Source organism: Micromonospora sp. BQ11, from assembly GCF_052068135.1.
GTDB lineage: Bacteria > Actinomycetota > Actinomycetes > Mycobacteriales > Micromonosporaceae > Micromonospora.
Window position 1 is genome coordinate 132,922 of record NZ_JBQHDB010000010.1, and the last position, 12,133, is coordinate 145,054.

Here is a 12,133-nt window from a genome sequence, read left to right on the forward strand (position 1 = left end):
AATCATCACCGGTTCGGCCGCGCGTCACGAGAAGCGACAGCCGACGCTTCGTGTAACGAAGTGGGCGGGGCACGAGGTGCGGGCCGGGCGCACTGTGGGCGGGCTCACGTGTGATGCGAATATGGACCACGACGGCAACGCAGCCGCGGCCTCCGCGCACCCCCGCGGACGGCACGGCTGAGCGCCGGCGCTCCCGAACCGGGGTCGCTCCACGACCCCGGCTCACGCCGCGCGGCAACCCCCACCGGGGCTAGGCGCGGCCGCCAGGAACCGGTCCGGCACGAGTCGGACAGGCGCACGAGTTGCGCGTTGCCGGGTGACCCCCCGGTGCCGACGCAGACATGACAGGGAGAAACGCATGGCAAAGGGCGACCCCGGGGTCACCAGCCGCGGACGGCGGGCCGCACCCCGCTCCCGGAAGGGCGCGACCGGCGACCCGCAGCTGGTGCAACTGCTCACCGCCGACGGTGAGCGGATCGAGAGCGCGACCGGCCCGGACGGGACCGAGTACCGCGTCGACTTCACGGACGAGGAGTACCGCGGCCTCTACCGCGACCTCGTGCTGGTCCGCAAGCTGGACGCGGAGGCCACCGCCCTCCAGCGCCAGGGCGAGCTGGGCCTCTGGGCCAGCCTGCTGGGTCAGGAGGCCGCGCAGGTGGGCTCCGGGCGCGCGCTGCGTACGCAGGACATGGCGTTCCCGACCTACCGGGAGCACGGCGTCCTCTACTGCCGGGGCATCGACCCGATCATGCCGCTCGGCCTGTTCCGCGGTGTCGACCAGGGCGGCTGGGACCCGAACGAGTTCAAGTTCAACATGTACACGATCGTCATCGGGGCGCAGACCCTGCACGCGACCGGGTACGCCATGGGCGTCCACATGGACGGCAGGACCGGCACCGAGGACGGCGAGGCGGTGATCGCCTACTTCGGCGACGGCGCCACCAGCCAGGGCGACGTCAACGAGGCGTTCGTCTGGGCCAGTGTCTTCCACGCGCCGCTGGTCTTCTTCTGCCAGAACAACCAGTACGCCATCTCCGAGCCGCTGGAGCGGCAGACCCGCGTTCCGCTCTACCAGCGGGCGGGTGGCTTCGGCTTCCCCGGCGTCCGGGTGGACGGCAACGACGTGCTCGCGACGTACGCGGTGACCCGGCACGCGCTGGACAACGCCCGGCTCGGCCAGGGCCCCAGCCTCATCGAGGCCTACACCTACCGGATGGGGGCGCACACCACCTCCGACGACCCGACCCGGTACCGGATCGCCAGCGAGGTCGAGGCCTGGCAGGCGAAGGACCCGATCGCCCGGATGAAGGCGTTCCTGACCAAGCAGGAGATCGCCGACGACGCGTTCTTCGCCGAGATCGACGAGCAGGCCCGCACCGAGTCGGTGCACCTGCGCGAGCGGGTGCTCGCCATGCCCGACCCGGAGCCGGTGTCGATGTTCGACCACGTCTACCCCAACGGGTCCCCCGAGCTCGACGAGCAGCGGGCACGGTTCAGCACGTACATGGAGTCGTTCGAGGGGAGCGCCCACTGATGGCCACGGAGACGCTCACCCTCGGCAAGGCCCTCAACACCGGCCTCCGCCGCGCCCTGGAGAACGACCCGAAGGTCGTCATCATGGGCGAGGACGTCGGCAAGCTCGGCGGTGTCTTCCGGATCACCGACGGCCTCCAGAAGGACTTCGGCGACCAGCGGGTCATCGACACCCCGCTCGCCGAGTCCGGCATCATCGGCACCGCCGTCGGCCTCGCCATCCGGGGCTACCGCCCGGTCTGCGAGATCCAGTTCGACGGCTTCGTCTACCCGGCGTACGACCAGATCGTGTCGCAGGTGGCGAAGATGCACTACCGCTCGCAGGGCAAGGTCCGGATCCCCATGGTCATCCGGATCCCCTACGGCGGTGGCATCGGCGCGGTCGAGCACCACTCGGAGTCGCCCGAGGCGTACTTCGCGCACACCGCCGGCCTCAAGGTCGTGACCTGCGCCAACCCGCAGGACGCGTACGTGATGATCCAGCAGGCCATCGCCTCGGACGACCCGATCGTGTTCCTGGAGCCGAAGCGCCGTTACTGGGAGAAGGGGCCGGTCGACGTCGACGCCCCGCTGTCGGAGGCGTACCCGCTGCACTCCTCCCGGGTCGCCCGGGCCGGCACGGACGCGACCGTGCTGGCGTACGGCCCGATGGTGCGTACCGCCCTGGAGGCGGCGACCGCCGCCGCCGAGGACGGCCGGGAGCTGGAGGTCATCGACCTCCGTACGCTCTCCCCGCTGGACCTGACCGCCGCGTACGAGTCGGTGAAGCGCACCGGCCGTTGCGTCGTCGTCCACGAGGCACCGGGCAACCTGGGCCTGGGCTCGGAGATCGCGGCCCGGATCACCGAGGAGTGCTTCTACTCCCTGGAGTCCCCGGTGCTGCGGGTGACCGGCTTCGACACCCCCTACCCGGCCAGCCGGGTGGAGGAGGAGTACCTGCCCGACCTCGACCGGGTGCTCGACGCCGTCGACCGCACCTTCGGATGGTGAGCGGCATGTCGCGGATCAAGGAGTTCAACCTCCCCGACCTGGGCGAGGGCCTGACCGAGGGCGAGATCCTCGCCTGGCTGGTCAAGGTGGGCGACACGATCGAGCTGAACCAGCCGATCGTCGAGGTGGAGACGGCGAAGGCGGCCGTCGAGATCCCGGCAAAGTGGGCCGGTCAGGTGCGGGCGATCTTCCACCCGGAGGGCACCACGGTCGAGGTCGGCACGCCGATCATCTCGATCGACACCGACCCGGGCGCCGGGCCGCTCGAGGAGTCGACGACCGGTGCGCCGGCCGCCGACCTGCCCACCCCGTCGGCGGCCTCGCTGGCCGCGGTCGAGGTGGCGCCGAGCGAGGGCGCGATCGAGCCGGGCCTGATCGGCGGTCCCGCCCCGGGTGGGCGTACCGCCGTGCTGGTCGGCTACGGCCCACGCACCACGGCGGCCAAGCGCCGCCCGCGCAAGGGTGGCGTGCCGGCTCAGGCGTCGGCCGCCCCGGCCCCTTCGGCTCCGGTGGCTCCGGCCCCGGCGCCGGCGCCGGCGCCGGTTGTCCCCGACCCCGCCCCTGCCGCGAACGGCAACGGGCGGGCCGTCGCGCTCGTGCTGGCCAAGCCGCCGGTCCGCAAGCTCGCCAAGGACCTCGGCGTCGACCTGACCACGCTGACCGGGTCAGGGCCCCTGGGCTCGATCACGCGGGAGGACGTACAGCGGGCGGCGAGCGGGACCCCGGCGGCGGCCGGGCCGCTGACGGTCACGGCGCCGACCACGGCCGCCGCGAGCTTCGGCGCGGACCGCGAGCAGCGCATCCCGGTCAAGGGGGTACGCAAGCTCACCGCCGAGAACATGTCCCGCTCGGCGTTCACCGCTCCGCACGTGACGGAGTTCCTCACCGTCGACGTGACCCGGGCGATGAAGGCCCTGGACCGGCTGCGCGAGCGGCGGGAGTGGCGCGACGTCCGTGTCTCGCCGCTGCTGCTGGTCGCCAAGGCGGTGCTGCTCGCGGTCAAGCGCCACCCGATGGTCAACTCGACCTGGGCCGGCGAGGAGATCGTGGTCAAGGACTACGTGAACCTGGGCATCGCGGCGGCCACCGAGCGGGGCCTGATCGTGCCGAACATCAAGGACGCCGGCCGGCTCTCGCTGCGCGAGCTGGCGAACGCGATGACCGACCTGGTGCAGACGGCCAAGGCGGGGAAGACCTCGCCGACGGACATGTCCGGCGGCACCCTGACGATCACCAACGTCGGGGTGTTCGGGGTCGACACCGGTACGCCGATCCTGCCGCCGGGTGAGTCGGCGATCCTCGCCTTCGGCGCGGTCCGCGAGATGCCCTGGGTGCACAAGGGCAAGGTCAGGCCGCGTCTGGTGACGACGCTCGGCCTGTCCTTCGACCACCGGATCATCGACGGCGAGTTGGGCTCGAAGTTCCTCCGCGACATCGGGGACTTCCTGGCCGACCCGGAGGCGGCGCTGCTCGCCTGGACCTGACCGGTCCACCCGCCGTCACCGGCGGGACCCGGCCGACGGCCGGTGTGCCACGGGTTAACGCCCGGCACACCGGCCGTTACCGTTGGGGAACAGAAACGTCGGCCACGACCCCGGAGTGACCTTCGATTATTCGGCAGGTGTCTCAGCTCACCTAATAATCGATGGAAGTTGGCGGCGGATTGCGGTTAAATGGACTCACCAGGGGCTGACAACCGAATAGCCAGGAGGAGAGCCACCATGAGCATGATCGAGCGAATCCGTAACCGCCGCGACGCCAGCCGCCGCGCCCGCGCCATCGAGAGCGCGCTGCGCTCCGCGAACTCCCCGGCGGTCCGTGACGAGATCCTCGCCATCGCCCAGCGTCACATGCGCTGACGCTCCACGACATTCCTCACCTCCTCACGATCGATGGCCCGCCCGGTCCGCCCGGGTGGGCCATCGGCGTTTCACACCCATTGACACCGGGATTCCCCCTCGCCGCAGCGCCCGGTACGGTGGGGCTCGGTCGTCGCCCGCCAGCCGGAGCGGGCACGTCGATCGAAGCTGTTCGACACCACACGGCGACGGGGAGTGACGACCGGTGCTCCCCGAGCCCCGCTGGGGCTCACCGGATACCGTGCTGGGAGCCGGTGCCGACCGGCGACGCCGGCTGCGGCGCCGACAGGCGACCGGCGGCCGACAGGTGATGGAGGAGGCGCACGCATGACGTCCGAGGGCACGCACCACCCCGGCCAGGAGCCGGACGAGGTGTCGCCGGGCGCCGGCGGACCGGCGCCGTACGGCGACCGGCCGGCGCAGCAGGACAACGGCTACGGCACCCCCGATCTCGGCTGGGCACCTCCGCCGCCGGCGCGCCCCACCCCCGCCGCGCCCGCCTGGGCGGCCCACGACAACCAGCCCGCCGCACCCTCGTGGGGTGCCGCCCAGGTGCCGCAGCAGGCCGAGGCGAACGCGCCCGGCTCGTGGAACCAGGGCAACGGCGGCCAGCCCTGGCCGACCCCGGCGGAGCAGCCCGCCCGGCCGGCCGGCGAGCCCGACCAGCCCGCGTGGGCGCAGGCCGGGCCGGCCGCCGTACGCGGTGCGGCGCAGGTCCCGCAGGCCGCCGCCTGGCCGGCGCAGGACTCTCCCGTCCAGTCTGGATGGGCCAACGACCAGCAGGACCCGGCGCAGTCCGGCGGATGGGCCAACGGCGCGCCCGCCCAGGATCCGGCGCAGTCCGGCGGATGGGCCAACGACGCGCCCGCCCAGGGTGACCGGCCGCAGCAGCCCGACTGGGCCGCGCAGGAGGACCCGGCGCGCTCCGGCGGATGGCAGCAGCAGACCGCCTGGCCGACGCCCGACCAGGCGTCCCCGGCCTGGGGGCAGTCCGAGCAGGCCGCCGCCCGTGGCGCCGCCCAGGTACCGGCCGCGCCCCCGACTCCGCCGCCGTGGCCCAGCCAGGACGACGCCGGCCGCTCCGGCGGCTGGACCGGGGAGGCAGCGCAGGAGCCGGCACAGGCCGGCGGCTGGGCCAACGGCGCCCCCGGCCAGGACCCGGCACAGGCCGGTGGCTGGGCCGGCCAGCAGGATCAGGCGCAGGCCGGAGGTTGGTCGCCCAACCAGCAGGATCAGGGCCACTCCGGCGGCTGGGCCGCCGGTGGCCCCCCGCAGCACGACCGGCCGCAGCAGCCGGCCTGGGCGACGCAGGACGACTCCGCCCGCTCCGGCGGCTGGGCCGCCAAGCCGCACGACGACCGGCCGCAGCAGCCGGACTGGGCCGCGCAGGGCGAGGGCTGGGACGGCGGCGCGGAGCAGCCGGCCGCCGGGCGGGCCTCCGCCCCGGTCGAGCAGTCGCAGGGCGAGTGGGCGGCCCGCGCCGCGTCCGGCATGGCGTCGGTTCCCGCGCCGGCGGACGACCGCGACGGTCCGGGCTGGGGTTCCCCCGAATCCGCCGCGACCCCCCCGGCCCGGGCGAGCGCGTCGGTCCCGGGCGACGGTGGTCCGCCCGCGTGGGCTCCCGCGGGGAGCCTGCCGCAGCGGAACGGCCCCGACCGGGAGTCCACGCCGGACGTCAAGCCGTGGTCGGCGAGCGAGGCGTGGGGCCACTCGGATCCGGCGGAGCAGGCCAACTCCCGCTCCGGGGACGGCTGGGAGCAGTCTCGCGGTGAGGAGTCGCCGATCTACCAGCCGGGCCCGGCACCGGGAATCTCACCGGCCAACGCGGTCCCGCTGCCCCCGCAGGAGCAGCGCGTGCCGGGGGCCAGCCTGGCCGCCGCGCCGCCCGCCGACTACGCCCCGCCCGCCCAGTACGCGCCGGTGTCCGGCCAGCCCGCCCACGCCGACCCGTCCGGCCGCGAGGGTGGCGCGTCCGCGTACGAGCCGGAGCAGCACTGGGGGCACGCCGCTTCCCGGCACGAGGAGCCGCAGTCGCCGGCTGGTCCGGTGGTACCCGCGCCGCGTACCTCTCCGGAGTCGGCCGGCCGGGCCTCCGTGCCGGCGGGGGCCGGCGGCGAGGGCGGCAGCATCTCGGCGAGCGCCTCCGTGCCGCTGGCCAGCCGGGTCATGCCACCGACCGACCAGGCCCTGCGACCGGGCGCCGCGCCCGCGCCGCAGCCCCGGGTGTACGGCCGGCCGGCCCGACCGGAGCCGGCGGAGGAGCCGTCGCACGACGAGGGAGCCCCTCCGCCGTCGCGCTTCGGCGCGGCACCGGAGAACCGGTTCGACCAAGGTCCGGAGAACCGGTTCGATCAGGGCCCGGAGAACCGCTTCGACCAGGGCCCCGACAACCGGTTCGATCAGGGCCCGGAGAACCGCTTCGACCAGGGCCCCGACAACCGGTTCGATCAGGGCCCGGAGAACCGCTTCGACCAGGGCCCCGACAACCGGTTCGATCAGGGCCCGGAGAACCGCTTCGACCAGGGCCCCGACAACCGGTTCGATCAGGGCCCGGAGAACCGCTTCGACCAGGGCCCCGACAACCGGTTCGACCACGGCCCGGACCAGCGGTTCGGACCGGGCCACGACAACCGGGATCGCCCGGCGACCGCCGCCTTCGCGGCCGCGCCGGTCGCTCCCGCCTCGCCGGCGGCACCCCCGGCGTTCCCGCCCGGCATGCCGGCGTTCGCCGACGCACCGGCCACCGACCGGCCGGTCAACGGCGTACGGCCGCAGAGCGGTGCGGAGCGTCCGGCCGAGCGCTTCGGTGCCCCAACCAGCGGCGCGGCGAGCGTCAACGGCAGCGGGTTCGGTCCGGGCCCCGGGGACCCGGCGCGCGGCGGCGCCTACCCGCCCGCGTTCCCCCCGCCGCCGCAGCCCTCCGAGCCGTCCTGGGACCAGGGCGCCTCGGAGCAGGACCAGGGGCGGTTCGACGCGTTCAAGCCGATCGCCGAGCCGGCCGCCGAAGCGCCCGTCCCCAAGGTGCGCAACGGGCGGGTCCTCGCGGCCGTGCTGGTGGCCGCCGTGCTGATCCTGGCGGTGCCGCTGGGTCTGCTCACCCTGCTGGGGATGGTCGGGGACTCCGAAAAGGCCCCCGGCTTCGACCCCGCGGTCGGCTCCTGCGTGAAGCAGTCCGGCAACGGCGCCACGGCGGTGGACTGCGCCGAGGCCGGTGCGTACTCGGTGGTCTCCAAGGTGGATGCCAAGGAGAAGTGCGCCGACCCGTCCCAGCCGCACGTGGTGCTGCCCGGTGAGGGCACCAACCGGGTGCTGTGCCTCAAGCCGGCGGCCGGCTGAGCGTTACGGACGACAGGGCGGGGCCACGGTGTGACCGTGGCCCCGTCGCCGTCTCCGGGTCGGATGTGATCGACCCCGCTCGGGGTACCGCCGGGCGGCGGCGTCCCGGTCCGGCAGACTGGGCCCATGAGCGCACGAGTACGCGCGCCGGAGTTGCGCGGTCGAGGCTGGCTGAACACCGGTGGGCGAGAGCTGAAGCTGTCCGACCTGCGGGGCAAGATCGTCATCGCGGATTTCTGGACCTTCTGCTGCATCAACTGCCTGCACGTGCTCGACGAGCTGCGCCCGCTCGAGGAGAAGTACGGCGACGTCCTCGTCGTGATCGGCGTGCACTCGCCGAAGTTCGAGCACGAGAAGGACGCGGACGCCCTGGCGGCCGCCGTCGAGCGGTACGGCGTGCACCACCCCGTCCTCGACGACCCCGAGCTGGGCATGTGGCAGCAGTACGCGGCCCGCGCCTGGCCGACGCTGTCGGTGATCGACCCCGAGGGCTACGTGGTGGCCACGATGGCCGGCGAGGGACACGCCGAGGGGCTGGCCCGCCTGATCGACGACCTGATCGTCACCCACGAGGCGAAGGGCACCCTGCACCGGGGCGAGGGCCCGTACGTTCCGCCGGCCGAGCCGGAGACCACGCTGCGGTTCCCCGGCAAGGCCGTGGTGCTCGACGGCGGGAACCTGCTGGTGTCGGACTCCGCCCGGCACTCCCTGGTGGAGCTCGGCCCGGACGGCGAGACGGTGGTCCGCCGGATCGGCACCGGCGACCGGGGTCGGGCGGACGGTCCCGCCGCGGCGGCCACCTTCTCCGAGCCGCAGGGTCTCTGCCTGCTCCCCGCGCACACGGCCGAGGTCGCCGGCTACGACCTGGTCGTCGCGGACACGGTCAACCACCTGCTACGCGGCGTACGCCTGGCCACCGGTGAGGTGGTCACCGTCGCCGGGACCGGCCGGCAGTGGCGCTCCGCGGTCGACGACCACTCGCACGACGCGCTGTCGGTGGACCTGTCGTCCCCGTGGGACCTGGCCTGGTACGACGACAAGCTGGTCATCGCCATGGCGGGCATCCACCAGCTGTGGTGGTTCGACCCGATCAGGCGCACCGCCGGCATGTACGCGGGTACCACCGTCGAGGCCCTGCGCGACGGGCTCCTGGCGGAGGCGTGGATGGCCCAGCCGTCCGGCCTGTCCGTCTCCGCGGACGGCGCCCGCCTCTGGGTCGCCGACAGCGAGACCAGTGCGATCCGGTACGTCGAGAACGACGTCATGGGCACCGCCGTCGGGCAGGGCCTCTTCGACTTCGGACACGTCGACGGCCCGGCCGGGGAGGCGCTGCTCCAGCACCCGCTCGGTGTGTGCGCGCTGCCGGACGGTTCGGTGCTGATCGCCGACACGTACAACGGCGCGGTCCGGCGCTTCGACCCGGGGACGAACCAGGTCTCCACGGTCGCCGACGGGCTCGCCGAGCCCAGTGACCTGGTGCTCACCCCGTCCGGTGAGGTGCTCGTGGTGGAGTCGGCGGCACACCGCCTGACCCGGCTCGCGCCGGGCGCCCTCACCGCCGCGGGGGCGAGCACGGTGGACGGCCCCCGGCACCGCACCGAACGCAAACCGACCGACGTCGCGGCCGGCGAGGTCGTCCTCGACGTGATCTTCACGCCCGCACCGGGGCAGAAGCTCGACGAGACGTACGGGCCGTCCACCCGGCTGGTCGTCTCCGCGTCCCCGCCGGAGCTGCTGGTCGAGGGGGCGGGCACGGGGACGGATCTGTCCCGGCGGCTGGTGGTCAACGGTGACGTGACCGACGGGGTGCTCCAGGTGACCGCCCAGGCGGCGACCTGCGACGCCGACGTCGAGCACGCGGCCTGCCACCTGACCCGGCAGGACTGGGGCGTACCGGTCCGGGTGGTCCCCGACGCCGCGACCCGCGTACCGCTGGTGCTGCGCGGCCTCGACGCCTGAACCGTCCCGCGCGGTGCCGGTCGTCCCGGCGCCGCGCGGGAAGCGGCGAGCGCCGGGCACCGGGCGGCGCGGGCGGCGGGGTGTTAAAAGGGGGCCCTTCCTCTACCGGAGGCGTTAATAGGGTGCCCTTCCTTTCACGCGAACGGAGTGAGCGTGACGCCGGCGTCGATGAGGGCGGCGCGGACCAGTTCGGCCGCGCGCACCGCGCCGGGGCTGTCGCCGTGCAGGCAGACCGACTCCACCGGGCAGGGGATCACGCTGCCGTCGACGGCCATCACGGTCCGCTCGGTGGCCATCCGTACCGCCCGCTCGGCCACCTCCTCCGGGTCGGTGACCAGCGCGTTCGGCGCGGTCCGGGGCACCAGCAGGCCGTTGGGCAGGTAGCCCCGGTCGGCGAAGCCCTCGCCGACGACGCGCAGCCCGGCGCCCATGGCGAGTTGGGCGACCACCGAGCCGGGTGAGCAGAGCAACGGCAGCTGGTCGTCGTACTGGCTGAGGGCGGCGACCACGGCCGCCGCCTGGGACTCGTCACAGGCGGCGGCGTGGTAGAGCGCCCCGTGCGGCTTCAGGTAGCGCACCCGAGTGCGGAACAGCCGGCAGAACGCGTCGAGGGCGCCGAGCTGGTAGGTGATCTCGTCACGCAGCTCGGCGAAGGCGTACGCGATGTGCCGCCGGCCGAAACCGGCGAGATCGCGGTAGCCGACCTGGGCGCCGACGGCGACCCCGCGTACGGCGGCCGCCTCGCAGACCCGGCGCATGGTCGACGCGTCCCCCGCGTGGAAGCCGCAGGCGACGTTGGCGGAGGTGACGAGGTCCAGCAGTGCCGTGTCGTCGCCGAGCCGCCAGACGCCGAATCCCTCTCCGAGGTCAGCGTTGAGGTCCATGAAATCTCACCGTAGTGCCTGGGCGCGCCTGTGCGAGCGGGGTCACGTCGTCCACCACTCCGATGACCGGGTATCCGCCGGTGGTCGGGTGGTCGGCGAGGAAGACCAGCGGTTGCCCGCCGGCCGGCACCTGCACCGCGCCGAGGACGATGCCCTCGCTGGGCAGTTCCCCGGCCACCGCGCGGGGCAGCGGTGCGCCGGTCAGCCGCGCGCCGACCCGGTTGCTCAACGGGCTCACCACGTACGCGCCGCCGAGCAGCCGTTCCCGCGCGACGGCGGTGAACCAGTCGTCGCGAGGGCCGAGGCGTACGGTCAGCCGCAGCTCGTCGGGGACCGGTGGCGTGACGGTGACGTCCACGGGGGCGGGTGGTCCGGCCGGTGTGCCGACGGGCAGCCGGTCACCGTCGCGCAGCGGGGGCGGACCGAGGCCGGAGAGGGTGTCGGTGGCGCGACTGCCGAGCACCGGCTCGACGGCGATCCCCCCGCCGACGGCGAGCCAGGTCCGCAGGCCCACGCGGGGAACGTCGACGCGGAGCACCGCCCCGGCCGGGACGGACAGTGGCCGGCCGGTGTCCCCGGGACGCCGACCGACCCGTACGGCGACGTCGGCACCGGTCAGTGCCACCGTGACGGCCCGCCGGAACCGCAGCTCACAGCCGGTGAGGGTGATCTCCAGACCGGCGGCGGACTCGGGGTTGCCGACGAGCCGGTTGGCCAGGCGCAGCGCGTCCGGGTCGAGCGCACCCGACCGGGGGACGCCGAGGTGCGCCGAGCCGGGCCGACCCAGGTCCTGCACCGTGGTGAGCGCACCGGCGCGGAGTACCTCGATCTCGCCGGACGTGCCGGTGCCCGGGTCCGGCGCGGATGCGGTCACGCCGGCACCAGCCGGACGTTGGTACCGGGGCCGAGTCGGGTGGGCGGGTCGGCGTGCACGTCGAACAGGGTGAGCGTGGTCCGCCCGACGAGGAGCCAGCCGCCCGGGGACGCGGTCGGGTAGATGCCCGCGTACGGGCCGGCCAGAGCGACCGAACCGGCCGGCACCCGGGCGCGCGGTGTGGACAGCCGGGGCACGGACAGGTCGGCCGGGAGCCCGGTCAGGTACGCGAAACCGGGCGCGAACCCGCAGAAGGCCACCCGGAACGCCGTGCCGGCCAGCCGGTCGACGACCGCCGGCACGTCGACGCCCCAGTGGTCGGCGACGACGGGCAGGTCCTCCCCGTCGTACGTCACCGGAACGTCGACGCTTCCGGCGGCGGCCGTGGTGGTCCGGGGTTCCGGGGTCCAGCCGGCGACGAGGGCGGCGGTGGCCACCGGGTCCGGTACGCCGTCCAGCAGGACGGTGGTCGCGGCCGGCACGATCTCCAGCGCGGCCAGGTCACCCCGGTCCCGCCGGTGCCACAGCTCGGCGCGCCACGCCTCTACCCGGGCGGCGACGTCCGTGGTGTCGGGCGGCGTACCGTCGGCCTCGGGTTCGGCGCAGCCGAGCAGCAGGGCGTGGGCGCCGACCGGCCGGATCCGCATCCCGCCATCCTTCCCGATCGATTCGCCACCCGGGGTCGGCCGGCCCGACAT

At 74.4% G+C, this 12,133-nt stretch carries 9 protein-coding genes; 6 read left to right on the forward strand and 3 right to left on the reverse strand.

Annotated features, from left to right (window positions below; all coding sequences use genetic code 11):
* The first annotated feature begins 358 nt into the window (after positions 1-358).
* From pdhA to ACTMSW_RS21425, 6 genes are all read left to right on the forward strand, one after another.
* Complete coding sequence (pdhA, locus tag ACTMSW_RS21400; RefSeq protein ID WP_441182422.1) at positions 359-1,534, forward strand: pyruvate dehydrogenase (acetyl-transferring) E1 component subunit alpha; 1,176 nt, start codon at positions 359-361, stop codon at positions 1,532-1,534.
* Positions 1,534-2,523, forward strand: coding sequence for an alpha-ketoacid dehydrogenase subunit beta (locus ACTMSW_RS21405; protein ID WP_441182423.1), 990 nt, complete (start codon positions 1,534-1,536; stop codon positions 2,521-2,523). The genes pdhA and ACTMSW_RS21405 overlap by 1 nt, the downstream gene beginning before the upstream one ends.
* Before the next feature lie 5 nt (positions 2,524-2,528).
* On the forward strand, positions 2,529-4,007 hold the full coding sequence (locus ACTMSW_RS21410; RefSeq protein WP_441182424.1) for a dihydrolipoamide acetyltransferase family protein: 1,479 nt from the start codon (positions 2,529-2,531) through the stop codon (positions 4,005-4,007).
* A gap of 237 nt (positions 4,008-4,244) precedes the next feature.
* Positions 4,245-4,382: a hypothetical protein gene (locus tag ACTMSW_RS21415; protein WP_357038084.1), complete on the forward strand. Its 138-nt coding sequence runs from the start codon at positions 4,245-4,247 to the stop codon at positions 4,380-4,382.
* A gap of 327 nt (positions 4,383-4,709) precedes the next feature.
* On the forward strand, positions 4,710-7,718 hold the full coding sequence (locus tag ACTMSW_RS21420) for an LppU/SCO3897 family protein (RefSeq protein ID WP_441182425.1): 3,009 nt from the start codon (positions 4,710-4,712) through the stop codon (positions 7,716-7,718).
* A gap of 126 nt (positions 7,719-7,844) precedes the next feature.
* Positions 7,845-9,677: an NHL domain-containing thioredoxin family protein gene (locus tag ACTMSW_RS21425; protein WP_441182426.1), complete on the forward strand. Its 1,833-nt coding sequence runs from the start codon at positions 7,845-7,847 to the stop codon at positions 9,675-9,677.
* A 134-nt stretch (positions 9,678-9,811) separates the two neighbouring features.
* Here the strand turns inward: ACTMSW_RS21425 and ACTMSW_RS21430 are convergent, their stop codons facing one another.
* From ACTMSW_RS21430 to ACTMSW_RS21440, 3 genes are read right to left on the reverse strand one after another with little or no spacing between them, the layout of a single operon-like run.
* A complete protein-coding gene (locus ACTMSW_RS21430) occupies positions 9,812-10,561 on the reverse strand; it encodes a LamB/YcsF family protein (RefSeq protein ID WP_441182427.1) in 750 nt (249 codons plus the stop codon).
* Positions 10,545-11,435 carry a biotin-dependent carboxyltransferase family protein gene (locus ACTMSW_RS21435; protein ID WP_441182428.1) on the reverse strand — a complete coding sequence of 297 codons (891 nt, stop codon included), beginning with the start codon at positions 11,433-11,435 and terminating at the stop codon, positions 10,545-10,547. Before ACTMSW_RS21435 ends, ACTMSW_RS21430 begins: the two co-directional genes overlap by 17 nt.
* Complete coding sequence (locus tag ACTMSW_RS21440; protein ID WP_441182429.1) at positions 11,432-12,082, reverse strand: 5-oxoprolinase subunit B family protein; 651 nt, start codon at positions 12,080-12,082, stop codon at positions 11,432-11,434. The genes ACTMSW_RS21435 and ACTMSW_RS21440 overlap by 4 nt, the downstream gene beginning before the upstream one ends.
* Between the last annotated feature and the right edge of the window lie 51 nt (positions 12,083-12,133).

What these genes read in the sequence shown, in the direction of transcription:
- ACTMSW_RS21420 (WP_441182425.1), top strand. Translation starts at nt 4,710, where the DNA reads ATGACGTCCGAGGGCACGCACCACCCCGGCCAGGAGCCGGACGAGGTG.
- ACTMSW_RS21410 (WP_441182424.1), top strand. Translation starts at nt 2,529, where the DNA reads ATGTCGCGGATCAAGGAGTTCAACCTCCCCGACCTGGGCGAGGGCCTG.
- ACTMSW_RS21430 (WP_441182427.1), bottom strand. Translation starts at nt 10,561, where the DNA reads ATGGACCTCAACGCTGACCTCGGAGAGGGATTCGGCGTCTGGCGGCTC.
- ACTMSW_RS21405 (WP_441182423.1), top strand. Translation starts at nt 1,534, where the DNA reads ATGGCCACGGAGACGCTCACCCTCGGCAAGGCCCTCAACACCGGCCTC.
- ACTMSW_RS21415 (WP_357038084.1), top strand. Translation starts at nt 4,245, where the DNA reads ATGAGCATGATCGAGCGAATCCGTAACCGCCGCGACGCCAGCCGCCGC.
- ACTMSW_RS21440 (WP_441182429.1), bottom strand. Translation starts at nt 12,082, where the DNA reads ATGCGGATCCGGCCGGTCGGCGCCCACGCCCTGCTGCTCGGCTGCGCC.
- pdhA (WP_441182422.1), top strand. Translation starts at nt 359, where the DNA reads ATGGCAAAGGGCGACCCCGGGGTCACCAGCCGCGGACGGCGGGCCGCA.
- ACTMSW_RS21425 (WP_441182426.1), top strand. Translation starts at nt 7,845, where the DNA reads ATGAGCGCACGAGTACGCGCGCCGGAGTTGCGCGGTCGAGGCTGGCTG.